General features: G+C 69.0%; 18 protein-coding genes. 9 read left to right on the top strand and 9 right to left on the bottom strand.

Annotated elements, in window-relative coordinates; all coding sequences use genetic code 11:
* Positions 1 to 88: 88 nt before the first annotated feature.
* From ABB55_RS26970 to ABB55_RS26950, 5 genes are all read right to left on the bottom strand, one after another.
* Complete coding sequence (locus ABB55_RS26970) at positions 89 to 2,737, bottom strand: serine/threonine-protein kinase (protein ID WP_054361595.1); 2,649 nt, start codon at positions 2,735 to 2,737, stop codon at positions 89 to 91.
* A 4-nt stretch (positions 2,738 to 2,741) separates the two neighbouring features.
* Positions 2,742 to 4,457 (bottom strand): hypothetical protein, encoded by a 1,716-nt coding sequence (locus ABB55_RS26965; RefSeq protein WP_054361594.1) that lies wholly within the window; start codon positions 4,455 to 4,457, stop codon positions 2,742 to 2,744.
* 48 nt (positions 4,458 to 4,505) lie between these two features.
* On the bottom strand, positions 4,506 to 5,012 hold the full coding sequence (locus ABB55_RS26960; protein ID WP_152982205.1) for a hypothetical protein: 507 nt from the start codon (positions 5,010 to 5,012) through the stop codon (positions 4,506 to 4,508).
* Between the two features lie 1,229 nt (positions 5,013 to 6,241).
* Positions 6,242 to 6,820 carry a cold-shock protein gene (locus ABB55_RS26955; protein ID WP_054361592.1) on the bottom strand — a complete coding sequence of 193 codons (579 nt, stop codon included), beginning with the start codon at positions 6,818 to 6,820 and terminating at the stop codon, positions 6,242 to 6,244.
* 254 nt (positions 6,821 to 7,074) lie between these two features.
* Positions 7,075 to 7,857: an SIR2 family NAD-dependent protein deacylase gene (locus ABB55_RS26950; RefSeq protein WP_054361591.1), complete on the bottom strand. Its 783-nt coding sequence runs from the start codon at positions 7,855 to 7,857 to the stop codon at positions 7,075 to 7,077.
* Between the two features lie 41 nt (positions 7,858 to 7,898).
* Between ABB55_RS26950 and ABB55_RS26945 the strand changes: the two genes are divergently transcribed.
* The 7 genes from ABB55_RS26945 to ABB55_RS26915 all read left to right on the top strand — a co-directional run bounded on the left by ABB55_RS26945 (position 7,899) and on the right by ABB55_RS26915 (position 14,859).
* A complete protein-coding gene (locus tag ABB55_RS26945) occupies positions 7,899 to 8,339 on the top strand; it encodes a VOC family protein (protein ID WP_054361590.1) in 441 nt (146 codons plus the stop codon).
* Between the two features lie 1,063 nt (positions 8,340 to 9,402).
* The gene (locus tag ABB55_RS26940; RefSeq protein ID WP_054361589.1) at positions 9,403 to 10,272 is read left to right on the top strand and encodes a transporter substrate-binding domain-containing protein; all 870 of its coding nucleotides are present in this window, start codon (positions 9,403 to 9,405) and stop codon (positions 10,270 to 10,272) included.
* A 69-nt stretch (positions 10,273 to 10,341) separates the two neighbouring features.
* A complete protein-coding gene (locus ABB55_RS26935) occupies positions 10,342 to 11,013 on the top strand; it encodes an amino acid ABC transporter permease (protein ID WP_054361588.1) in 672 nt (223 codons plus the stop codon).
* 3 nt (positions 11,014 to 11,016) lie between these two features.
* The gene (locus ABB55_RS26930) at positions 11,017 to 11,673 is read left to right on the top strand and encodes an amino acid ABC transporter permease (RefSeq protein ID WP_054361587.1); all 657 of its coding nucleotides are present in this window, start codon (positions 11,017 to 11,019) and stop codon (positions 11,671 to 11,673) included.
* 4 nt (positions 11,674 to 11,677) lie between these two features.
* On the top strand, positions 11,678 to 12,460 hold the full coding sequence (locus tag ABB55_RS26925; protein ID WP_054361586.1) for an amino acid ABC transporter ATP-binding protein: 783 nt from the start codon (positions 11,678 to 11,680) through the stop codon (positions 12,458 to 12,460).
* Between the two features lie 14 nt (positions 12,461 to 12,474).
* Positions 12,475 to 13,863, top strand: coding sequence for an MmgE/PrpD family protein (locus ABB55_RS26920; protein WP_054361585.1), 1,389 nt, complete (start codon positions 12,475 to 12,477; stop codon positions 13,861 to 13,863).
* Between the two features lie 54 nt (positions 13,864 to 13,917).
* Positions 13,918 to 14,859, top strand: coding sequence for an aminotransferase class IV (locus ABB55_RS26915; RefSeq protein ID WP_054361584.1), 942 nt, complete (start codon positions 13,918 to 13,920; stop codon positions 14,857 to 14,859).
* 135 nt (positions 14,860 to 14,994) lie between these two features.
* Here the strand turns inward: ABB55_RS26915 and ABB55_RS26910 are convergent, their stop codons facing one another.
* Both ABB55_RS26910 and glmS read right to left on the bottom strand, forming a co-directional pair.
* The gene (locus ABB55_RS26910) at positions 14,995 to 16,188 is read right to left on the bottom strand and encodes a hypothetical protein (RefSeq protein ID WP_152982204.1); all 1,194 of its coding nucleotides are present in this window, start codon (positions 16,186 to 16,188) and stop codon (positions 14,995 to 14,997) included.
* Between the two features lie 400 nt (positions 16,189 to 16,588).
* Complete coding sequence (gene glmS, locus ABB55_RS26905; protein WP_054361582.1) at positions 16,589 to 18,418, bottom strand: glutamine--fructose-6-phosphate transaminase (isomerizing); 1,830 nt, start codon at positions 18,416 to 18,418, stop codon at positions 16,589 to 16,591.
* Between the two features lie 394 nt (positions 18,419 to 18,812).
* Here glmS and ABB55_RS26900 point away from each other — a divergent pair, with 394 nt between their 5' ends.
* Positions 18,813 to 19,733, top strand: a complete 921-nt coding sequence (locus ABB55_RS26900) for a DMT family transporter (protein ID WP_054362321.1) — start codon at positions 18,813 to 18,815, stop codon at positions 19,731 to 19,733.
* A 6-nt stretch (positions 19,734 to 19,739) separates the two neighbouring features.
* On the opposite strand, the gene glmU is transcribed toward ABB55_RS26900, so the two are convergent.
* Together glmU and ABB55_RS26890 are read right to left on the bottom strand one after the other, a co-directional pair.
* Positions 19,740 to 21,092 carry a bifunctional UDP-N-acetylglucosamine diphosphorylase/glucosamine-1-phosphate N-acetyltransferase GlmU gene (glmU, locus tag ABB55_RS26895; protein WP_054361581.1) on the bottom strand — a complete coding sequence of 451 codons (1,353 nt, stop codon included), beginning with the start codon at positions 21,090 to 21,092 and terminating at the stop codon, positions 19,740 to 19,742.
* Positions 21,093 to 21,260: 168 nt separating this feature from the next.
* On the bottom strand, positions 21,261 to 22,226 hold the full coding sequence (locus ABB55_RS26890) for an ornithine cyclodeaminase family protein (RefSeq protein ID WP_083464236.1): 966 nt from the start codon (positions 22,224 to 22,226) through the stop codon (positions 21,261 to 21,263).
* A 300-nt stretch (positions 22,227 to 22,526) separates the two neighbouring features.
* Between ABB55_RS26890 and ABB55_RS26885 the strand changes: the two genes are divergently transcribed.
* Entirely contained in the window at positions 22,527 to 24,200 is a 1,674-nt protein-coding gene (locus ABB55_RS26885) for an ABC transporter substrate-binding protein (RefSeq protein ID WP_054361579.1), read from the top strand.
* The last annotated feature ends 165 nt before the right edge of the window (positions 24,201 to 24,365 follow it).

The raw sequence follows: 24,365 nt of genomic DNA, 5'->3' as shown, positions 1-24,365 counted from the left end.
CCGCGCGCCGGTTCGGGCCGACGCCTTGAGAGGATCGGCGCCGGGACGCCGTCCCGGCACGATCGGACAACGGGATCGGGCGACGCCGTCAGCCGCCGGTGCGGCGGCCCTGGCCGACATCCCCGGCGATCTCCTTGGCGAGGCCGCGCAAGGTGTAGCGGTAGGCGAAGAAGCTGCCGATGCCGACGAAGATCGACAGGCCGCCGGCGATCTCCTCGGCGGCCGCCTGACCGACCATCATGGCGGCCAGGAGATAGGCGACGAAGCAGACGAGAAAGAAGTTGGCGACCAGGAAGGCGATGTTGGCGCCGGCCTTGAAACCGACGGACACGTCGATGCGTCCGCGGTCGCCGGTCATCGGGCTCAGCGTCGCCTCGCCGGTGAAGGTGACCGGGAGCATCGAGGTCCGCATCAGATCCGAGCGCCGGGCCGTGAAATGCACCCGGCGACCGGCATCGAGCTCGGAGACGATCGCGCCGCCCGCCCTCGCGACATGGTCGCGCAGCAGACGGCCCGGATCGGCGCCCGCGAAAGTCACCTGCCCGGACCAGCCGTTGCCGGCCGCCGTCTCGATCGCGACGACATGCGCCGTCCCGCCGCCGAGCGATCCGCCACCCTGCGGCCCACCCCCCTGCTGCCCACCCCCTTGCGGCCCACCGCCGTGCTGCCCACCGCCGTGCTGGAAGACGGGCTCGGGCTTCGGCTCGGGTTTCGACACTGGATCGAGCCGCGGCGGGACCGGGTCGATCGCCGGCTTGCGTTGCGGCTCCGGCGCCACAGACGGCGGGAAGGCGAGCGCGGCGGCGAATTCGGCCGCCGTCTGATAGCGGTTGTCCTCGCGCTGCTGCACCGCCTTGGCGACGACCTTGTCGAGATAGGGCGGCACGTCGCGGCGCTGCTCGCTCGGCTGGCCGAGCGCGCCATGGGCGGGCAGCCCGCGCAGCAGGAGTTCGTAGAGCAGGATGCCGACCGAATAGAGATCGGCCTCCGGCCCGATCACGTCGGCGCCGGCCTGCTGCTCGGGCGCCCAGTAGCGCGGCGTGCCGGTCGCCCCGCTCGCCCGCATGGTCGCCATCGACATCGGCCCGGCCGCCTTGGCGATGCCGAAATCCAGGATGCGCGTCTCGACCGCCCCGCTGCCGAAGACATCGCCCTGGACGAAGATATTCTCCGGCTTGATGTCGCGATGCACCAACCCCTGCCGGTGCGCCTCGCCGAGGCCTTCGAGCACGCCCGCCACGATGCGCATCACCGCCGGGACGGGAATGTCGCGCCGGGTCTGCTTGGCGACATTCAGGACCTCGCGCAGCGAACTGCCGTCGAGCAGCTCCATGGTCAGGTAGGGCTGATCGCCGGCGACGGCCACGTCGTAGATCGAGACCACGTTGCGGTGCCGGACGCGGCGGGCGCGGCGGCCCTCGTCGACCAGCCGCTTGAGCGCGTCTTCGGACTGCATCAGGTCGCGGCGGACCAGCTTCAGCGCCATCTCGTCCTGGGACTGCACGTCGCGGACGGCATAGACCTGCCCCATGCCGCCCTCGCCGAGCTTGCGCAGGATCTCGTAGCGCCCGGCGAATACCCCGCCCTCGGCGAGATCCGGCCGCTTGTCGCGCAGGTCGGTGGTGCGCACCAGCTCGATCCGGTCGACCCGGCCGCGGCCGGGCACGAAGCTGACCGCGATCTCGGCGGAGCGGACCTCGTCGGGCAGCAGCGCGATGCGGTTGGCCGGGCCGAGCGCGAAGCGTTCGTCGCGCGCCAGCCGCCTTCCGTCGACCGCGACGCCGCCCTGGATCAGGTTGATCAGCACCAGCCGGTCGTTCTCGATCTGCAGGCGGAAGCGCGGGCCGGCGAGCCGGGCCATCGCCGCCTGATCGGGCTGGCCGTCGGCGCCCTCGACGGGCAGCGGCAGGTCCGGCGCCGGCTGGCCCTCGATCGGATTGCCGGCCGTGATCCGCCCGAGCGCGGCGAGCCGTCCGGCCGCCAGCGGCGCCTTGACGCCGGTCAGCACCAGCTCGACATCGCGCGGCACCTCCAGATTGCCCTGGTCGGCGAGACCGCGCAGCCCGGCCTGGCGCTCGTGGCGCTCCGCGCGCTGCAGCTCGATGATCGCGGCTTCCGCGGCGCGGCCCTCCTCGGCCGGCCGTCCACCCAGGAACGGCGCGATGTTGATCAGCTGGCCCTGCCCGATCGAGGCGCCCGACAGGTCGACATGGAACTGGATCGCCTGCTCGTTCGACGGCGCGATCTCGACGAAGACCGTGCCCTCATAGGCGTAGGTCTCGGTGACCGGCCCGCACGGCACCTCGACCACCAGCCGGAGCCCGACCGCATATTTGCCGCTCGATTCGAACGGACCTGCCTGGACGACGATCTGGCGTCCCTTGCCCTCGCCGGTCTCGACCCGCTCGAACGGCACCGGCACCGGCTGGTAGGGGCCGTTGCCCTCGCGCTTCTCGAAGCTCACCAGCCGGAAGCTGCGCTGCGGCAGGGGCGAGCGGTTGGCGATCACGAAGGGCAGCGCCAGCGTGTCGCCGCGCCGCATCGAGCCGATCGGCTCGACGGCGACGAGCGGTGCCGGTGCGCAGACCGGACAGGCCCGGTCGGGTTCGATCAGTTGGTTGCAGCTGTCGACACCGGTGCAGCGCAGGAGCGGGTTGCCGCATTCCGCGCAGGCCATCGCGCTCGGCAGCGCCTGGAGCGTCTCGGAACAGCAGGTGCGATAGGGATGCCACGCCATGCGATCAGGCTCCCAGCGGCTGGCGGCAATGGACGCAGTTCGGACCGCGCGCGAGCGTCTGCTGGTGGCAGTGCGGGCACTCGATCAGGGTCGGCGGCGGCGCGAAGCCGGAAATCGCCTGGCCGACGCCCTGGGCGGTGCCGGCGGCGGTCATCGCGATGGTGTTCTGGGCCGCGCGGGCATCGTCGCGGGTGGCGGCGATCTGGTCGCGCAGCGCCTGGGTCAGCGCCTGGTCGCGCTGGGCGAGCGCGTTGGCCTCCGCGGTCAGCACCTGGGCGGCGCCCTGGTTGTCGAGCTTGCGCGCCTTCATCTGCTCGGCCGTCAGGCTGCTTTCCGCTTCGATCAAGCTGGCGGCATGGCGGGCCGCCGCCTCGGCCTCGCGGATGCGCCGCTCGGCCGACGAGTCGTCGCGGAAGCGCTCGTTGTCGATCTGCGACCGCGCATTGGCGGCATTCAGATCGTTGAGATCGCGCAGCCGCGCATGCTGCGCCTCGGCATCGCGGATCTCGGTCTGCCGCGCCGCCTCGCGCAGGTCGGCCTCCAGCCGGGCCTGCTCGCGCCGGCGCTGGTTCTGGATTGAGACCAGCGCGCTCTGATGCTCCTCGCCCTTCAGCGCCTCGAGCCGGTCCATCTCGGCCAGTTCGGCATTGACCCGGCGCTGCGCGATCATCGCGCGGCTGTTGGCGAGTTGGTTGGCCTGGTCGATCTCGGCCCGGATCTGCAGCCGCCGCGCCTCCTCGATGCCGACATCGATGCCGGCATAGCGGGCCTCGCCGTCGCGCAGGGTGCGCGCCTTCTGCTGGTCGATGGCGGCGAGTTCCTCCTCGAACCGCGCCTGGCGGCGGGCGACCACCTTGGCGATCTCGCCCATCAGGGCGTTCATCTCGGCCGAGCGGATGCCGGATTCGCGCGCCTCCTCGAACTGCAGCTCGTTGGAGAGCACCAGCCGGCGCAGCTCCGCCTCGTCGATCACACGGGCACGGTCGGCCGCGTTGGCGAGATTGATCTTCAGGACGGTCGTGTCGGCTTCGCGCTTCAGCTGGCTGGTCAGGAGCTCGTGCTCCTGCTTCAGCCGCTGATCCTCGGCCGCCTTGCGGCGCGCCTCGATCTCGGCCAGCTCGACCTCGTTCATGGTCCAGGTCGCCGAGACGGCCCTGACCGTCAACCCGATCTCGCCGGCGACGCGCTCGACCTCGGCCATGATCCGCGCCTGGATGCGGTCCTGCAGGCCGACATTGCCGCGGATGTCGACGGCACCGAGCCGGCCGATCTCGGCCTCGATCACCCGGTCCTTGAGATGCGCCATCAGCCGCGCGGTCACGTCGGTCTTCAGGACCGCCCGGTGCTCGGCCATGAAGCCGAGGATGTTGGCGGCCCGCTCCGGATCGACCTGGAACTCGAAGGTCAATTCGCCGCCGACCGGCACCCGGTCGGCCGTCAGGGCGGTGACCTGCTCGACCAGCCGGAACGGCTTCAGATCGGCGATCAGCAGGCGCAGCGAATGCTGCCCGCCGATGGCGTCCTTCAGCCCCTGCCAGAAGCCGCCGACAGAGACATGCGTGCCGGCCTCGACACCGACCACCCGGCCGTCGCGGATCAGAACCGCGGCGAGGTCGGGACCGACCGCCAGCCGGGTCTCGGCGAAGCCGCGGAATTCATTGAGGCCGACATATTCGGCAAGCAGCTGGTCACTGGAGAGGGTCAGCACGGAGGACGACATGGGGGCCTCGTTGGAAAGGCGGACCGGGACGGGTTCGGCAGGCGGGCGTCAGGCCCGTTCGCCGCGACGCGCGGCTGCGATCATGTTGGCGACGATCACGACGGCCGCGACCGCGACGCCGATCTTGTGCTGGGCAAGGGCGGCCAGGATACCGTCCAGCCCGCCAACCGCCTTGGCGGCCTCCTCGGCCTGCCGTCCGGCGCCGACCGCCTGGAAGACGATCGCGATCAGGGAGGTGCCGGCCGCGACCAGCGCCGACATCCGCGACCAGAAGCAGAGCCGCGCATAGGGCGACGGCGCCGGGGCCGGGACCGCATGCGGCGCCACCACCGTACCGGCGCGCGCCGCAGCCTCCGCGGCGGCCCGGCGATCCGCGCTGCCGCCACGGGTGAAGTCCGGCTGCTGGACGGTGCCGGCCGTTTCCGCCCGGGTCAGGTTGTAGGCGCGCCGATGCATGGCGGCGAGCACGGAGCCGACGAGCCAGAGCCCGCCGAAAACCAGCGTGGCGCCGAACAGAATGCCGGCGACCCGCTCCAAGTCGAAACCAGAAAGCACGCGATCCCTCCAGGCTCGGGGCGCGCCGGACGCAGGCCGGATCGATCCCCGCATGGCCGGATGCCCGGCCAGAACTGTGATGAGTGTCGCCATCCGGGTCGCCGCACCGTTTCGGCATTGTTGACGGCAAAGCCCAAAGGCACGCCGCGTTTGCGACCGTCTTGTTTCCGTTTGTGTACGCAGTTAAACGCGGCCCGGGGCGAAGCGTCAATCGCGCCGTCCCGCTCCGGCCCGCCAACGCAATTGCGGGGCCCCATCCGATCGTCGGATGCCCTCAAGCCTTCCCGCCAACCGGCGCCCTGGCGGGCACGGTGGCCCCGCCGGCAAGCGTGGGAAGCAGCGCCCCGACCGATCGGCCACGCCCGACGCCGCCACGACCCGGGCCAGCTCGGCATTGTCGGCGGCCCGACCGTCACCTTGGAGCGTTGACGCGCGATCCACCCCTCATCCGGCCTTCGGCCACCTTCTCCCCCCGATGGTGGGAGAAGGGACTACCCCGTTGAGGGATCGCAGCAATCAGCCCATCAGATGCCCCGGCCCCATCCCCTTCTCCCCCAGATGGTGGGAGAATCGTTTTACTCGCTGATGGATCGCAGCAATCAGCCCCCGGCCCCTTCCCCTTCGCCCCCTGCCAAGGGGGAGAAGGTGCCCGAAGGGCGGATGAGGGGGCCTGGATGCCGCGGCAGGGTGAAAGTCTCGCGGTCCGCCGTCGGCCTTGTCGGCGGCCGGACCGCCGCCTCGGGGCGTTGACGCGCGATCCACCCCCTCATCCGGCCTTCGGCCACCTTCTCCCCCCACTGGTGGGAGAAGGGATTAACCCGCTGAGGGATCGTCAAAATCAGCCCGTTGGATCCACCGGCCCGATCCCCTTCCCCCAGATGGTGGGAGAAGAGGTTAACCCGCTGAGAGATCGCAGCAATCAGCCCGTCGGATCCACCGGCCCCATCCCCTTCTCCCCTTGCGGGAGAAGGTGCCCGAAGGGCGGATGAGGGGTTCGATGTCCGTCACCGGCCCCCACCCGCGGTCATGGCACAGGCAGAGGCGGACCGGACATCCGCAGCCCAACCGCGCGATCGCCCCCCTCATCCGGCCTTCGGCCACCTTCTCCCCCCACTGGTGGGAGAAGGGGTTAACCCGCTGAGGGATCGTCAAAATCGGCCTGAAGATCCCCAGCCGAGCGCCCCCCCTTCAACGCGAGACGACGTGCGAAGGGCGGGACGCTGGGCGGCTCAGTGCGAGGCGGGGATGTGGCTCGGGCCGTCGGGGCGGATCTCGGCGGCCATGCGGCCCTTCGGGCCGTCGCCGAAGCGGACCAGCACGGTCTGGCCGGGGCGCAGTTCGGCGATGCCGAACCGGCGCAGGGTTTCCATATGGATGAAGATATCGGGCGTGCCGTCGCCGCAGGTCAGGAAGCCGAAGCCTTTGATGCGGTTGAACCACTTGACCACCGCGCGTTCCATGCCGCTGGTCGGCACGACCTGGACATGCGTGCGGCTGGGCGGCAGCTGAGACGGGTGTACGGCCGTGGATTCGTCCATATGCAGGATGCGCAGGGCCTGCAGGCCGCGCGGGCGGTCGAGCACTTCGACGACGACACGGGCGCCCTCATAGGCGGTCTGGAAACCGTCGCGGCGGAGGCAGGTCACATGCAGGAGAATGTCCGGCAGGCCGTTGTCGGGAAGAATGAACCCGTAGCCCTTGGCCACGTCGAACCACTTGATCGATCCGGCCACTTCGATCACATCGACGGCCTGGCTGTCGTCCAGCGCTTCAATAGGGCGGGCGTCCGGCGTAAACTTGGCCCCCATACCTAACCACCCCCGAGGCAAATACATGGCCGGAGCATACCGGCCCGCTTACGATTCGCGAAGCTGGAGCCCCGCACTGATTCTTAACGAAACAATATCACCCAGTCCGGGCCCGACTACCGGTTTCGGTGATGTTGTGCCCGATTTCGCCACAATTGATACCGCGGAGACACGCTTCCAAGGCTTCGCGCCATTGACGGGATTCCGGCAGCCGGCTCCGTAACGGCAGGGACGGCACTGCAGCATCGGACGTCTCAGGTCGCGCCGTCCCTGGCGGCTTGGTCGGCGGGCTCGAACAGCCGTCCGATCGGGCCGCGCAGCACGAAATCGGCGAGCCCGTCGAGCGCCGTCTCGTCGCGATTGACGATGATCAGACGCGCCCCCGCCCGCCGGGCCGCGACCGGAAGCCCGGCCGCCGGATGGACCTGCAGCGACGAGCCGGCCGCGACGAACAGATCGGCGGCGCGGCTGGCCGCCTCCGCCCGGGCCATCTCGGCTTCCGGCATGGACTGGCCGAAACTGACCACCGCGCATTTGACGAGACCGCCGCAGGCCGGGCAGCGCGGCGCGCGCCCGGTGGCGGCGATCGCCGCCACCGCCTCGGCGATCTCCATGCGTGTGTCGCAGTCGAGGCAGGCCGCATGGGTGCCGGTGCCGTGCAGGCGGATCAGGCGCTCCTCCGGAACCCCGGAGCGCTCGTGCAGGCCGTCGATATTCTGCGTGATCAGCGCGATCGCCTCGCCGCGCGCGACCAGTCCGGCCATGGCGCGGTGGCCGGCATTCGGCTGCGCGGCTTCGAATTCCGCCATCAGATGGAACCGCCGGCGCCAGTCTTCGAGCCGGGCCTCTTCGGAGGCGACGAAGTCCTGGAACAGGATCGGGCGCATCCGCGACCACAGCCCGCCCGGCGAGCGGAAGTCCGGGATGCCGGACTCCGTCGAGACGCCGGCCCCGGTGAACAGCACCAGCCGCTTCGCCGAGTCGATCGCCTCGGTGAGAATGCGCCTTCCCTCGGCGAGATCCGACACGATATTCATGGCTCCACGCCCTTGCGTCGCTTCACGGTCAGGAGACCCCCATGCGATATCTGCACACCATGGTCCGCGTCCGCAATCTCGAGGACTCGCTCGACTTCTGGGTCAACAAGATGGGCCTGATCGAGACCCGCCGGATCGACAACGAACCGGGCCGCTTCACGCTGGTCTTCCTCGCGGCCCCGGAAGACGAGGCCGCCGCCCGCGCCGACAAGGCGCCGCTGGTCGAACTGACCTACAACTGGGACCCGGAGGACTACGGCACGGCGCGCAATTTCGGCCATCTCGCCTACGAGGTCGACGACATCTACGCCACCTGCGCCCGGCTGATGGAGGCCGGCGTGACCATCAACCGCCCGCCCCGCGACGGCCGCATGGCCTTCGTCCGCTCGCCCGACCTGATCTCGATCGAACTTCTCCAGAAGGGCGCCGCCCAGGCGCCGGCCGAACCCTGGTCGAGCATGAAAAACACCGGCGTCTGGTAAGGCACCGGCCGGCGGACGGCGCTCACCCGATGGCCGTGGCCGTGTCGCTCGCCTGCGAAGGGAGACGGGAGCAAACCGTTGGGGGACCGGAGATAGTCTGTCTCCCGACGCCGGGTCCCCTGCCCCCCGACGCCGCGGCTCCTTCCCCTTCGCCCGTCCGGAGGGAGAAGGGAACAACCCGGTCGGGGACCGGAGATAGTCTGTCTCCCGACACCGGGCCCCCTGCCCCGACGCCGCGGCTCCTTCCCCTTCGCCCCCTTGGGGGAGAAGGGAACAACCCGTTGGGGGATCGCAGCTATTCTGCCTCCCGACGCTAGGTCCCCTGCCCCCCCAATCCCCCGGCGCCTTCCCCTTCGCCCCCTTGGGGGAGAAGGAGGCCGAAGGCCGGATGAGGAGGCTCGATACCGCGGCCTCGTGAAAGTCTCGCGGTCCGGGGCGGCGGGGCCGGCGGTCGGACCGGTACCTCGAGGCGTTGACGCGCGACCGTCCCCCTCATCCGCCCTTCGGGCACCTTCTCCCCCCCTTGGGGGGCGAAGGGGATAACACGTTGAAGAGTCGGGGAAATCCGCCCGCCCCGATCCCCCGGCGCCGTCCCCTTCGCCCCTCCGGTGGGAGAAGGGAACAACCGGTTGGGGGATTGGAGCTTTTTCCCTCCCGGCGCGGCACCCCTTCCCCCGGCTGCGGCCCTATGCCAGGGACGGCGCCGAAGCACCACACGGAGCACCACACCGGGACCGAAGGTCCCGTTCCCTCTGCGAAACTGCATGTGATCGATTCGCTGCCGCGATGCCCTGAAATGATGCGCGTTCGGCTGAAGCTTCGGCCTGGGAAAAGTTTTTTCTTTCGGATACCTCTTCGCCTGGATAGCGTGCACAAGTCGCCGGTCCGGCGTTCCGCTTGGGAACCGCATCGTGCCGCCGGATCGGTCCCGCCGGGATCGGTGGAGCGGGCGAAGCGCTTGCGGTATGTCGATCAGACGAACGTTCACGCCCCGGACCGCCTTCCGCCGAACGCGAAGCCGGCCCTGCCGAAAGCACGGCCCGAAGCCGTCAGGAGTATCCCCATGGAAGATGCCATCGACCGCCGCCATCTGTTCAGCGCCGTGGCGCTGGCCACCGCCGCGACCGCCCTGCCCCTGACCGCCACGCCCGCGGCCGCCCAGGCCCCGGCTTCGGGCGACCTCCTGCAGCAGATCAAGGCGCGCGGCGAGTTGCGCATCGGCACGCCGCCGGGCGAACCGTGGTTCTTCAAGGACCAGCGCTCGGGCGAATGGAAGGGCATCGGCTGGGGCGCGGGCCTCGCGCTCGCCCGCGAACTCGGCGTCAAGGCCGTCGCGGTCGAGACCACCTGGGGCACCGCCATTGCCGGCCTGCAGGCCAACCAGTTCGACGTGCTGTTCGCCATGGACGCGACGCCGCAGCGCGCCCTGGCGATCGATTTCCCGGTCCAGCCGATGTTCTACTACGCCCTCGGCGTGCTGGCGCGCGACGGCCAGGCCGCCAAGACCTGGGCCGATCTCGACAAGCCGGAGGTCAGGATCGGCGTCGTGCTCGGCACCTCGCCCGACCGCGAGCTGACCCGCCGCCTGCCCAATGCCAAGATCGAGCGCTTCCCGAACATCGACGAGACCGGGGCGGCCTTCGTCGCCGGCCGCGTCGACGCGGTCTCGCTGTTCCACCCCGCGCTGGTGCTGCTGCGCTCGCGCGTGAAGCGCGGCAGCGTGGTGCTGCCGGACCCCTTCCGCGTCGCCTCGACCAGCGCCGGCGTGCGCCGGGATGCCGACAAGTCGTGGCGCGACTGGGTCGGCGTCGCCCTCAACTCGCTCTACGAAACCGGTGAGATCCAGAGGATTTACGAGGAATTCCTCACCTTCCGCGGGATCGACCCGAAGGAAGCGCCGGCGATCGTCCGCGAGCTCTGGAACAAGGCCTGACCGACGGCCGGCGCGCGCCTCGCCCGGGGTCGCGCGCCGGCGGCCGCCCGAACCGACCGGACTCGATTCATGCCCTATGTCTGGGATTTCAGCGCCGTCACCCGCAACTGGACCGTGCTCCTGTCCGGGCTCGGCGGCACCATCGTCCTGTCGCTGGCCGGCATCGCGGTCGGCATCCTGATCGGCGCCGGCCTGGCCGCGATGCGCCTGTCCGGCCTGCGCGTGCTGAGATGGCCGGCGACGGCCTGGATCGAGTTCTTCCGCAACACTCCACCGCTCGTGCATTTCTTCTGGTTCTTCTACGGCTTGCCGATGGCTTTCGGGATCACCCTATCGTCCTTCGGGGCGGCGCTGGCCGCGCTCGGCATCCAGTCGAGCGCCTTCTTCGCCGAGGTCTTCCGGGGCGGCATCGTCTCGGTCGAGCGGGGCCAGTGGGAGGCCGGCCGGGCGCTCGGCATGAGCCGGGCGCGGCTCTTCCGGCGGATCATCCTGCCGCAGGCGGCCCGGCGGATGGCGGCGCCCTTCGTCGAGCGCTGCTTCGAACTCGTGAAGACGACCACGCTCGCCGCGGCGCTGGCCCATCACGAACTGCTCTATGCCGCCATGGTGGTGGTCACCGAGACCTACCGGCCGCTGGAGGTCTATACGGTGGTGGCGCTCCTGTTCCTGACCGTTCTGTTCGCCGCCAGCCAGGTGTCCGAATGGCTCGAGGCGCGCGGCCGCGCCATGCAGGGGCGATAGACGATGCCCGAATTGCAGTTCGGCGTCGTCTTCGCCGATTTCGATCTCCTCATCCGCGCCGCCGGGACCACCGCCCTCCTCTGGGCGGCCGCCTTCTCGGTCGGCTGGTCGGCGGGCTGGATCGTCGCCTTCGGGCGGCGGTCGCCCCGGCTCGTGCTGGCCATCCCGGCGCGGGGATTTGTCGAGTGCTTCCGCAACACGCCGGTGCTGGTCCAACTGATCTGGTTCTACTACGCCCTGCCGGTGCTGATCGGCATCCAGATGCCGGCCTTCGGCGCCGCCGTGCTGGCGCTCGGCCTCAACGGTACGGCCTATTGCGCCGAAATCCATCGCAATGGCTTGCAATCCGTTGCAATAGGCCAGTGGGAAGCGGGCCGGGCGCTCGGCATGGGACGCCTGCGCGTGTTCTTCCGCATCATCCTGCCCCAGGCCGTCTCGCGGATGATCCCGGCCTACACCAACCGGGCCGTCGAGATGGCCAAGAACACCTCCGTCGCCTCGGTCATCTCCGTGCACGAGCTGATGTACAATGCCCGCCTGTTCAGCAGCCAGAACTACGTGCCGCTCGAAACCTTCACCGTGGTCGCCGGCATCTATTTCGTCGTGATCTGGCCGATCTCCCTTGCCTCCTCCCTGATCGAGCGCCGCCGGAGCGCATGAGCCGATGACCAGCCCCGAACCCGTCGTGCTCTCCGCGACCGCCATCACCAAGCGTTTCGGCACCGTCGATGTCCTGAAGGGCGTCGATCTGACCGTGCGCAAGGGCGAGCGGATCGCCATCCTCGGCTCCAGCGGCTCGGGCAAGAGCACGCTGCTACGCTGCCTGAACCTCCTGGAGCGCCCGACCGGCGGCACCATCGCGCTCGATGGCCGCACCATCGGCCGACCCGACGGCAAGGGCTGCCAGCGCTACGACGAGCGCGAGCTCGACCGGGTGCGCACCCGGGTCGGCATGGTGTTCCAGCAGTTCAACCTGTTCCCGCATATGCGGGTGATCGAGAATGTCATGGAGGCGCCGCGCGGGGTGCTCGGCAAGTCCAAGGCCGAAGCGCAGGCCATCGCCGAGCGCCAGCTCGCCGCGGTCGGGCTCGCCGAGAAGGCGACCGCCTGGCCGGCACAGCTCTCCGGCGGCCAGCAACAGCGCGTCGCGATCGCCCGGGCGCTGGCCATGGACCCGGAGGTGCTGCTGCTCGACGAGCCGACCTCCTCGCTCGACCCGGAACTGGTCGGCGAGGTGCTGGCGGCGATCCGTGCGCTCTCCGACGAGGGCCGGACCATGCTGATCGTCACCCACGAACTCGGCTTCGCCTTCCATTTCGCCACCCGCGTCCTGTTCCTGCATGACGGCAAGGTGCTGGAGGAAGGTCCGCCCGAGCAGGTCCTGAAGGCGCCGCGCGAGGAGCGCACCCGCCGCTTCATCGAGCGCTTCACCGAACGCCGCTTCTGACGCCGGAGCCGAGCATGACGGCCGCCGCCGCGACATTGACCGACCGGATCGCCGCCTTCGCGGCCGAAACCCGCTTCGAGGACATTCCCGACGACCTGATCGAGCGGGTCCGGCTGCACCTGCTCGACGCGATCGGCTGCGCGCTCGCCGCCGCGCCGACCGATCTCGCCCGGCGCCTTCTGGCCGCGACCGCCGCCGAATCCCCCGCCGGCCCCTGCCCCATCCTGGGCACCGACCGGACGGCCGGCCCGGGTGCGGCCGCCTTTGCCAATGCCGGGCTGATCAACGTGCTCGATTTCGACGACGGCTTCGAAGTCGCCGGCAAGGGCCTCGGCCATCCGGGCGCCTCGATCGTCGCCGCGGCGCTCGCCGCCATGGCCGGGGGATCGGTCGACGGCCGGGATCTCCTGACCGCTCTCGCCGTCGCCTTCGAGGTCAACGGCCGCGTCATCCTGTCGATCCAGCCGAGCCCGGAGCGCCACCGGCAGGTCTATGGCGTCTGCCAGCACCAGGCGATCGGCGCCGCGGTCGCCTATGGCCGCCTCAACGGGCTCGGCACGGCCGATCTCGCCAACGCGATCGGTTTCGCCGCCAGCCTCGCGCCGCTGCCGTCGCTGCGCAAATACAATTGGGAGAAGCGGCCGCTGGTCTCGTTCAAGGACTATGTCGCCCCGGCCGCCGAGGCCGGGGTGCGCGCCGTCCAGCATGCCCGCGCCGGGCTGATCGGGCCGGTCGACGTGTTCGACGGCGAGACCGGCTTCTGGCGCATGATCGGCTCGGACCGCTTCGACGGCGCGGTGTTGGCGCAGGATCTCGGCAGCGTCTGGTGGGCGCGCAACCTCAGCCTGAAGACCTATCCGGCCTGCCGCTGGATCCATACCGCGTTGGAATCCTTCGAGATCGCCTTCCGCGAAAGCGGGCACGATGCGGCCGCGATCGAGCGGATCACCGTGCATACCTCAGGCGGGCTCGCGCGGGATTTCCTCGATGCGGCGCCCGCCACCATGGTCGACGCCCAGTTCAGCCTGCCCTTCTGTCTCGGTGCGATCGCCGCCGGGCACCCCAAGGCGCGCTGGTACGATCCGGCCGTGATGGCCGATCCGACCGTGGCGGCGGTCGCCGAAAAGGTGACGGCGGAGGTCGATCCGGAGATCGATCGCGTCATGTCCGGCCCGGAGCGCCGGCCGGCCGGCCGGGTCACGATCCGGGCCGGCGGCCGGACCCTGGAGGGGCCGTTCCTCGCCCTGCCGCGCGGCACGCCGGAACGGGCGGTCGACCGGGCGGAGGTGATATCCAAATTCACCGACAATGCGACGGCCGGCGGCTGGACCGCGGATTGCATCGAGCGGCTCGCCGGGTCCATCCTGTCGCTCGGCGCCCCGGGCGTCCGTTTCTCGGTCTGACCGAAACCCGCCGGCCGCATCGAATTCTCGCTTCGATTCAAGGGAGTGCGCGCAATGACCCTGCACACGTCGCCGACCCGGACGGCCACCGACCCCCGCTATGCCGGCGGCGCCGCCTATATGGACGGCACCTTCATGCCGCTCGGCGAGGCACGCATCCCGATCACCGATTGGGGCTATCGGCGCTCGGACGTTGTCTATGACGTGGTCAGCGTCTGGGACGGCGCCTTCTTCCGCCTCGACGACCATCTGACCCGCTTCCGCGCCTCGATGGAGGCGACCCGGCTGGTGCCGCGCGAGACCGACGACGAGATCCGGACGATGCTGCATCGGTTGATCGCGCTGTCCGGATTGACCGAATCCTACGTCGCCATGGACTGCCTGCGCGGGGCGCCGCTGCCCGGAACCGCCCGCCATCCGAAGAACACCCGCCCCTATCTGATCGCCTTCGCGATCCCCTATGTGCGGCTGGTATCTCCCGAGATCATCGAGCGCGGCACCCATGCCATCGTCGCCTCGGCGGTGCGCATCCCGGACGCGTCGCTGGATGCCCGGCACAAGAATTTCCACTGGGCCGACATGACCTCCGGCCTGTTCGAGGCCGACGAGCGCGGCGCCGACATGCCGATCCTGCTCGATGCCGCCGGCAACGTGACCGAGGGCCCGGGCTTCAACGTCTTCGTCATCCACGACGGCCGGGTGGCGACGCCGGACAGCAACGTGCTCGGCGGCATCACCCGCCTGACGGTAATCGAGCTGTGCGCCGAACTCGGCCTGCCCTGCGACGTCCGCCCGGTTTCGGCCGAGGAATTGCGCAATGCCGACGAGATCCTGTTCTCGTCGACCTCCGGCGGCCCCTTCGGCGTCACCCGCATCGACGGCCGCATCCTCTCCAACGACCGACCCGGCCCGCTCACCAACCGCCTGCGCGAGGCCTATTGGGCCAAGCGCAAGGCCGGCTGGCATGCCGAACCGGTCCGCTACGACTTGGTCTGAGCCAGAACCGACGGTGCCGGGTCCGGTCTGCCGGCGGGTGAGGGCCGAGCTCGCTCCAGGCCCTCGCCCGATCGCCGCGATGCGATCCGGCCCCGTCGGGGCACGGTTCCGGCAGGAGGCGCGCCCCGACGGGTCCTAGTCGAAAAGCGCGGAAACCGTGCTGTAGGCCGAATACCGGCCTTTCCGGCGCCCCGACTGTCGATAGTGCGTCACCGGGTCGACGCCGGCCGCCAGGACATCTCGATTGAGCAACAGATAATGTACGGGGTCGAAGGCCTCGCGGGTCGGCGTCAGGCTTTGCGTATAGCGTCTGATATCCTGGTCGGGCTTGGATAGTTTTGCAATTTCTTCCAGGGCCATGCGCAGGAGGTCCGCGTTGTCGGCGCCGGCGTCCTGGGGCCCGTCGAGGGCAAGGTGTTGTCCGGCCGCAGCATGGCCGACGGATGCGGTTCGGTCGTCCGGTACCAGACGCCGGATCAGCGCGCGGCACGTTTCGCTCGCAAGTCGATCGCTGTTGCTGGCGACCAGGCGGCGAAAGGCATCGAGAATTGGGGTGCGATCAAACTCTTGCTTGTCGCTGACCGCTTCGGGGCTCGCATAGATCCACCGATCGCTGATGCGTTTCGCCAATCCATTATCACGGAATACGGCATTGATCGTCCGCAGAAGGCGCAGTTCGGGCCCGGTCAGTGACCGGTTTACCGTCTGCTCCTCGAAATCAAATTCAAGACGCGAATTTTCCGCAAGAGCCTCCATAAGAACGCCCAGGAGACCATGACGCCTGTAATCCAGGATATGAACCGGGTTCGGCAGGTTGCCGATCATCGATATTTGCTTGATCGTTTTCTCGCCGTAGTCCTCGAAGAAGGTCTCGTCGAATTCATCCGACAGCGAACGCCGTTTGACCTTTTGGTGATAGCCGGACCAGCACAGAAGATCGAACGGTCGAACAAAGACCAGGATCTCGACAGTCCGTGCGTGCGACCGCAAGAGTTCGAGCAGATGGGCCATGCGCTGCGGTACAGCCTGACTGAAAAACTCGCTGGAGATCAACAGGTTGGGCTTGGATGCATCCGCAGCGTCCAAGAGTTGCCGCACATGACGCGAGACGGCCTCCGGCGAGAATTCCGGAGCGTTCTCCTCGAACAACTGACCGGCAATAAACACGCCGTTTCCGGACTGAATGCGTATGAATTCGTCACTCTCTTCGAGCACCGGATAGCTCGTGTGAATCAAAGCATTCTTTCGGGAAAGCCGATCCAGCGCGCTTTGCAGATAACTACTTCCGGCCTTCGGCAATCCCACATGAAGATAGATTTTATCGTACATCGCGCACGTCCTGATGTCGAAATTCGATAGGCACCCGGCCGACACGATGCTGGATGGTCCCGAAGAGGAGCGACAGCCCGACTGTGCGTGACAATGCCCTTAGCGTCCCGAGAGACGAAAGCTTCCCGAGAGACGAAAGTTCGCCCGACAGAACGACGCCGACGATCTGCCACATCCGGCACGCCGCATGTCCGGATGGAGCGTAGGGCCGCGCCCAACCTCATCCGAACACTACCGGTCACGCGACGGTGCGGGGTGGGCGACATCGCCCAAGCGATCCGGATCGCAAGGGATCCGGATCGCAGGGTATTCGGATCGGAGGTGTCGAAGCGCCGGGTCGCGAACGGGTTTCGTGGCTATTCACGATCCGCCGACAGGGCGGCCGCCTGGCCGGACGCGGCTATTCCACCGTGACGGACTTGGCCAGGTTGCGGGGCTGGTCGACGTCGGTGCCCATAATCACGGCGGTGTGGTAGGCGAGCAGCTGGACCGGAATGGCGTAGATCATCGGGGTCACGGTCGCCGGCATGGCGGGCAGGACGATGGTCTCGACCGCGTCGACGGTGGCGGCCTCGGCGCCGGCGGCGTCGGTGATCAGGATGATGCGGCCGCCGCGCGCGGCGACCTCCTGCATGTTGGAGACGGTCTTGTCGAAGACGCGGTCATGCGGCGCGATGACCACGACCGGCATCGTCTCGTCGATCAGCGCGATCGGCCCGTGCTTGAGCTCGCCGGCGGCATAGCCCTCGGCGTGGATGTAGCTGATTTCCTTGAGCTTCAGCGCGCCTTCCAGGGCCAGCGGATAGGACGTGCCGCGCCCCAGATAGAGCACGTCGCGAGCCTTGGCGATGGTCTTGGCGAGGCGTTCGATCTGCGGTTCCAGGCGCAGCGCCTGGGCGGCGAGGCGCGGGATCTCGGCCAGCGCGGAGACCAGCGCCTGTTCGTCGGCATCGGTCAGGACGCCGCGCGCCCGGCCGGCGGCCACCGCCAGGCAGGCGAGCGTCGACAATTGGCAGGTGAAGGCCTTGGTCGAGGCGACGCCGATCTCCGGGCCGGCCATCGTCGGCAGGACCACGTCGGCCTCGCGCGCGATGGTCGAGGTGGTGACGTTGACGACCGCCGCGATCGCCTGGCCCTGCGCCTTGCAGTAGCGCAGCGAGGCGAGCGTGTCGGCGGTCTCGCCGGACTGCGAGACGAAGATGGCCAGGCCGTTCTGCGGCAGCGGCGCCTCGCGGTAGCGGAATTCGGAGGCGACATCGATGTCGACGGAGATCCGGGCCAGCCGCTCGAACCAGTATTTGGCGACGAGGCCGGCATAATAGGCGGTGCCGCAGGCCGAGATCGAGATGCGGTCGAGCGTCTTCCAGTCGAACGGCAATTGCGCCGGCAGCGCGGTGCGGCCCGTGGTGAAATCCAGATACTGGCCGAGCGTGCGGCTCATCACCTCCGGCTGCTCGTGGATCTCCTTGGCCATGAAGTGGCGGTAGTTGCCGCGGTCGACCAGGAAGGCGGAGGCGGCCGAGATGACCATGCCGCGGCTGACCGGCATGTCGTGTTCGTCGAAGATGCGCGCGCCGGCGCGGTCGATCACGACCCAGTCGCCCTCTTCCAGATAGGTGACCTTGTCGGTGAAGGGGGCGAGCGCGATGGCATCGGAGCCGAGATACATCTCGCCGTCGCCATGGCCGACCGCCAGCGGCGAGCCGCGCCGGGCGCCGATCAAGAGGTCGGGATGGCCGGGAAACAGGAAGGCGAGCGAGAAGGCGCCGGTCAGCCGCTTCAGCGACTGCGCGACGGCCTGTTCCGGCGTGGCGCCCTCGTCGATCGCCTGGGAGACCAGATGGGCGACCACCTCGGTGTCGGTCTCGGAGGCGAAGACGCGGCCCTTGGCCTTCAGTTCGTCCTTCAGCTCGCGGAAATTCTCGATGATGCCGTTATGGACCACCGCGACCTTGTCGGTCGCGTGCGGATGGGCGTTCGATTCGGTCGGCGCGCCGTGGGTCGCCCAGCGGGTATGGCCGATGCCGATCAGGCCGGCGAGCGGGCTCTTCTGCAGCTTGTCGTCGAGGTTGCGCAGCTTGCCCTCGGCGCGGCGGCGGGCAAAGGCGCCGTCCGGCTCGATCGTGGCGACGCCGGCGGAATCATAGCCGCGATATTCGAGCCGCTTCAGCGCGTCGACCATGAGCGGCGCGACCGGTTTGCGGCCGACGATCCCGACGATTCCACACATGGCAGGGCTCCCGTTTCGTGGCGGTCAGGCCCCCTGATAGCGGACGGGCCGGCCGGCGCAACAATCACTTTCGATGTCGGATCGTGACAGCGCGGGCTCGGCCGCGCCCGATGCCGACAGCATCGATCCGGAACGATCGCCGCGGCCCGGCGGGATTCCGCCCGGGCCGGCCGATTCCGGTTTCGGTCGCGCACTATAGGGCAACCGGGACAAGAAGCGGTGACAAGACCGTCCGCGGACGCAGCCTTGCGGGCGGAAACCCGGGACCGTCCGGGCCGGAGGTCGGGCCCGCCGGCAGCCGTCATGCCGTTCCAGCATAGACGATATCCCGCAGATCGGTCTCGCGCCGGAGCGGCGCTCGCGTATGGTCGCGCACCCGAAGCCGAGGCGCGCCATGACCGACATCCCGATCGAGACCGCCCCGCCGCGCGTCCGCTACCTGGCCGGCGCCCTCTACGGCCTCGGCGCCATCGCGATCTGGTCGAGCTGGATGGCGATCACCCGGCTCGGCATCACCACGACGCTGACCACCCTCGACATCGTCATGCTGCGCTTCGTCACCGCCGGCATCATCCTGGCCCCGGTGCTGGTGAAACGCGGCCTCGCGGTCGACCGGCTCGGCTGGCCGCGGATCGCGATCTTCGTCGTTTGTGCCGGCGCGCCCTATGGCGTGCTGGCGGCGGGCGGGCTGCGCTTCGCCCCGGTCGCCCATGGCGGCATCCTCATTCCGGGCGTGATGCCGCTATTCGTCGCGCTGCTCTCCGCGCTCCTGTTCCGGGAACGCTTCTCGGCCGCGCGCAAGACCGGCTACGGCCTGATCCTGGTCGGCATCCTGGTGATCGCCGGTCTGACCGCGTTGACGCCCGGCGAGACCAAGACGATCGGCCATCTCCTGTTCCTGTCGGCCGCCTTCGTGTGGGCCTGCTACACGGTGGCGCTGCGCGGCATCTCCATCGACCCCCTGCATGCCGCCGCGATCATCTCGGTCGGCTCGGCGATCCTGTTCCTGCCCTTCTATCTCGCCATCCACGGCTTCGCGCCGCTCGGCGCCTCGACCGGCGAACTCGTCTTCCAGGCGATCTTTCAGGGCGTCGTGGCGACGATCCTGTCGCTGGTCCTGTTCGCCAAGGCGGTCTCGATCCTCGGCCCCTCGTCGGGCGCGGCCTTCGGCGCCCTGGTGCCGGCCGTCTCGACCCTGCTCGCCATCCCGATCCTCGGCGAGATCCCCGCCCCGCTCGACTGGTTCGGCATTCTGGCGGTGACGCTCGGCGTCTATCTGGCGAGCGGCGGCCCCCTGCCGCGGTTGCGGCGCTGATCCGGCTCAGCCCTTCGCCTTCTCGGCCTTCATGCGCTCGCGAAAGGCGCGCGCCCAGCCCTCGCGGATCTCCTGCCGGCCGCGGCCGACCGCCAGCGCGTCGGCCGGGACATCGTGGGTGACCACGCTGCCGGAGCCGACATAGGCGCCGTCGCCGATGCGCACCGGTGCGACCAGCGAGGAATTGGAGCCGACGAAGGCTCCGGCGCCGATCTCGGTCTTGTACTTGCCGTAGCCGTCGTAGTTGCAGGTGATGGTGCCGGCCCCGATATTGGTCTTCGCGCCGACGCGGGCGTCGCCGATATAGGACAGGTGATTGGCCTTGGCGCCGTCGCCGATGACCGCGTTCTTGACCTCGACGAAATTGCCGATATGCGCCTCGCGGCCGATCTCCGCGCCCGGCCGGAGCCGCGCATAGGGGCCGATGATCGCGCCCTCGGCGACGCGCGCGCCTTGGAGATGGGAGAAGGCGCGGATGCGCGCACCGGCTTCGACCACGACGCCCGGACCGAAGACCACGTTCGGCTCGACCACCACGTCGCGGCCGAGCGCGGTGTCGATGGCGAAGAACACCGTCTCGGGCGCGATCAGCGTCACCCCGGCGGCGAGCGCGGCGCGGCGGCGGCGCTCCTGGAACAGGCGCTCGCATTCGGCCAGCTGGGCGCGGTCGTTGACGCCGAGCACCTCGCGGCCGTCGCCCTCCACCGCCGCGACTGTCAGGCCGCGCCGGGCGGCGAGTTCCACCGCATCGGTCAGATAGAATTCGCCCTTGGCATTGGCGTTGCCGATCGCATCGAGCAGCGCCAGCATGGTCGCGCCGCGGAAGCCCATGATGCCGGAATTGCAGAAGGTCACGGCCCGCTCGGCCGGCGTGGCGTCCTTCTCCTCGCGGATGGCGACGAGGCGTTCGCCCTCGGTCAAGAGGCGGCCGTAGCCGGTCGGCCGCTCGGTGCGGAAGCCGAGCACGGCGACATCGGCGCCGGCCTCGAGCGTGCAGCGCACGCGGTCGAGCGTCTCGGGCGTGACCAGCGGCGTGTCGCCGAACAGAACCAGGACCTCGGCCGCCCCCTGTTCGATCGCGGTCCGCGCCATCAGCACCGCATGGGCGGTTCCGCGGCGCTCGACCTGCGTGAAGATCGAGGCCCCCGGCGCAAGCTTGCGGACGGCCTCGGCGACCGCCCCCATGCCGGGCCCGACCACCACGGCGAGTTGATCCGCCCCCGCCCCGCGCGCCGCCGCCACGACATGGCCGACCATGCTGCGGCCGCCGATCTCGTGCAAAACCTTTGGGATCTCGGAGCGCATGCGCGTTCCCTCTCCGGCGGCGAGCACGATCATCAGGCAGGAACGGGCGGACATGGGCGGGATCTCCGGGCGACGGAACGGGCGGCATGTCGAGCATGGGCCCGGAGCGCGGTCAAGAGCCGCGACGGACGGCTGGATCGCGACGGCCCGAACCCGCTCGCCGCGACACGCCAGCTTGCGGCGACACCGGCCCGGTCGCAGCGCGAGACAAGCCGATCGAGATCACGGCGCCGCTGAATTCGCGCGGGCCCGCTCGTAGAAGGCGATCGCGGTCATCAGGTCGAGATGGCCGCCGCCGGCATTCTTGTAGACGGTGATCTCGGCGGCGTCGCGCCGGCCCGGCACCGTGCCGCGGCAGAGCTCGAACAGGTCGCCGACGATGTCCTCAGGTCCGATCACCCCGGCGGCGATCGGGCCGGCCACGTCGCCGCAGTCGGCCAGCGTGAAGCGGCGCGTGTCGACCCAGAGCCGGCCGCGGCGCACGGTCTCGTCGTCGGCCTCGCGCATCGCGGCCGTGAAGCCGCCGACCAGGTCGACATGGGTCCCGGGCCGCAGGCGGGCGCCCTCGATGATCGGCACGGTCGACCCGGTCACCGCCGTGACGATGTCGGCCGCGGCGACGGCCGTGCCCGCCTCGGCGACGGTCTCGGCCGAGATACCGAGATCCGCGCTGAGATGCACCGCCAGCGCGTCACCGCGCTCTCGATTGCGGTTCCAGACCAGGACATGGTCGAGCGCCGGCCGCACCGCGCGCAGCGCCGCGACCTGCCAGGGCGCCTGCGCGCCGGCGCCGAGCACCGCCAGCACGCGCACATCCGGCCGCGCCAGATGGTCGGCGGCCAGCGCGGAATCGGCGGCGGTCTTCATGGTGGTCAGTGCCGCCCCGGTCAGCGTGGCGAGCGGCCGGCCATCGCGGCCGTCGAACAGGACGTAGACGGTGGTGTTGGTCGGCTTGCCGGCGTCGGGATTGGCCGGGAAGACGGAGACCATCTTGACGCCGGCATGGCCGCCGAAACGCCAGGCCGGCCAGACCAGCAGATGGTTCGGCGCCGCGCCGTCACGGCCCGGCTCGGTCAACAGGACCCGCTCGACCAGATCGACGCCGTCGACGTGACCGCGCCGCAGGGCCTCGATCAGACGCGGAAATCCCAGCGCCTTCGCCAGAATGTCGCAGTCAAGCGTCAGCATGTCGAACTCCGGCAAGCCTGTCCTCGGAAACGGCACCAGTCTGGCCCAGGCTCGCCGATCTCGGCAAGACGTTACTCGACACCGGACTGGTCGAGCAGCGTCGTATTTCCGTTTTTGTTTGTGTTTGCGCAGATGTTCACTGCGCAGATTTCGTTTTCATATCGGCTTTCACAGATACCGACGGAGCGGCCATAGAATTCCAGAAAGCAGACCCTCATTTCGATCTCGACAGACCCGTGAAATGTGCATAGGCTGCGCTGCCTCCGCAAAGGCTAATCAACGGGAGAGGGCGAATTCTCTATGAGCGACGACCGCAAAGTCCCCCATCTGGACTCCCTGACGAAGCAGCTTTCCGACAAGACGATGGATCGGCGCGAGTTCGTGCGCTACGCGACGCTGCTCGGCCTCGCCGCCCCTGTCGCCTATGCCATGGCTGGAACCATCACCGGCGAGCCCTTCGCGCCGACGGCCGAAGCCCAGGCGGCAGCCATGCCGAAGGGCGGCGTGCTGCGCATCGGCACCCGCATCAAGGAAATCAAGTCGCCGCACACCTATTCGTGGGGCGGCTATGACTCGAACATCTCCCGCCAGGTGGTCGAGTATCTGACCTTCACCGACCGGGACGGCGTCACCAAGCCGTATCTGTTCGAGAGCTGGACCGTCTCCGAGGATCTGAAGACCTGGACCTTCAAGCTCCGCAAGGGCGTGAAGTGGCACAACGGCCAGGAACTGGTCGCCGACCATGTCGTCTGGAACCTGAAGCGCGTGCTCGACCCGGCGGTCGGTTCATCCATGATCGGCCTGATGAAGGGCTACATGCTGAACGACAAGAAGGGCGCCGACGGCAAGGACACGACCGAGGTCTGGGCCGCCAACGCGATCGAGAAGGTCGACGACTACACCGTCCGCTTCAACTGCAAGGTGCCGCAGGTCGCGGTTCCGGAACATCTGTTCCACTACCCGATGGCGATCCTGCATCCCGACGACAAGGGCGTCTTCGGCGTCGGCGCGCAGGGCACCGGACCGTTCAAGCTGGTCGAATACGAAGTCGGCAAGAAGGCCGTCTTCAAGAAGCAGCCCGGCTATTGGGGCGGCGATGTCGCCCTCGACGGCATGGAACAGATCGACATGGGCGACGACGCCTCCGCGGCCATCGCGGCGCTCGCCTCCAAGCAGATCCACGGCCTGGTGTTCGCCGATCCGACCCAGTACGACGCCCTCAAGGCGATGCCGCACCTCGCCTTCTATGACGTGCCGACCGCCGAGACCGGCGTCATGCGCATGCGCAGCGACGCCAAGCCCTTCGACGACGCCCGCGTCCGCAAGGCGATGCGCCTGGCGATCGACAGCGAGACCGTGCTCAAGGTCGCGCTGCGCGGCCTCGGCACCGTCGGCGAGCACCATCACTGCTCGGTCTCGCATCCCGACTATGCCGCGATCGCGCCGATGAAGCGCGACGTGGCCGCCGCCAAGAAGCTGCTCGCCGAGGCCGGCCATCCGAACGGCATCAAGAGCGAGATCATCGTGCCGAACGACCATGCCTGGTTCCAGGCCATGGCCGAAGCCTGCCAGCAGATGTGGAAGGAAGCGGGCATCGACATCGCCATCAAGCCGATGCCGGGCGCGCAGTACTGGGACGTGTGGACCAAGGTGCCGATGGGCGTGACCATCTGGTATCACCGCCCGCTCGCCATCATGTGCCTCGGCCTCGCCTACCGGACCGGCGTTCCGTGGAACGAGTCGGGCTATTCGAACAAGAAGTTCGACGAGATCCTGACCCAGGCCGAAGGCGTCGTCGATCTGACCAAGCGCAAGGCGCTCGTCGCCGAGCTCGAGAAGATCATGCAGGAGGACGGCCCGCTGGTTCAGCCGGTCTTCCGCAACGCCTTCACGTTCATGGACAAGAAGGTCAAGGGCTTCTCGATGCACCCGACCAACTACCTGTTCGGCTGGCGCATCGGCCTGGAGGCCTGATCGCACTCGGGTCGGGGTGAAGACTCATACCAACGGCCCAGGATGCTGACGCATCGGGCCGTTGAAGTGACGCGAATTTCTCATAGGCGTCAGAGGCATGAGAAATCCGCGTATCGAATACCGACGATCATTCCATGTCCGTCGGTATCAGGCGCCCTGACCCCA

Origin of the sequence: Prosthecodimorpha hirschii (assembly GCF_001305515.1) — a bacterium.
Lineage (GTDB): Bacteria > Pseudomonadota > Alphaproteobacteria > Rhizobiales > Ancalomicrobiaceae > Prosthecodimorpha > Prosthecodimorpha hirschii.
This window is presented reverse-complemented; position numbering and strand designations above follow the sequence as displayed.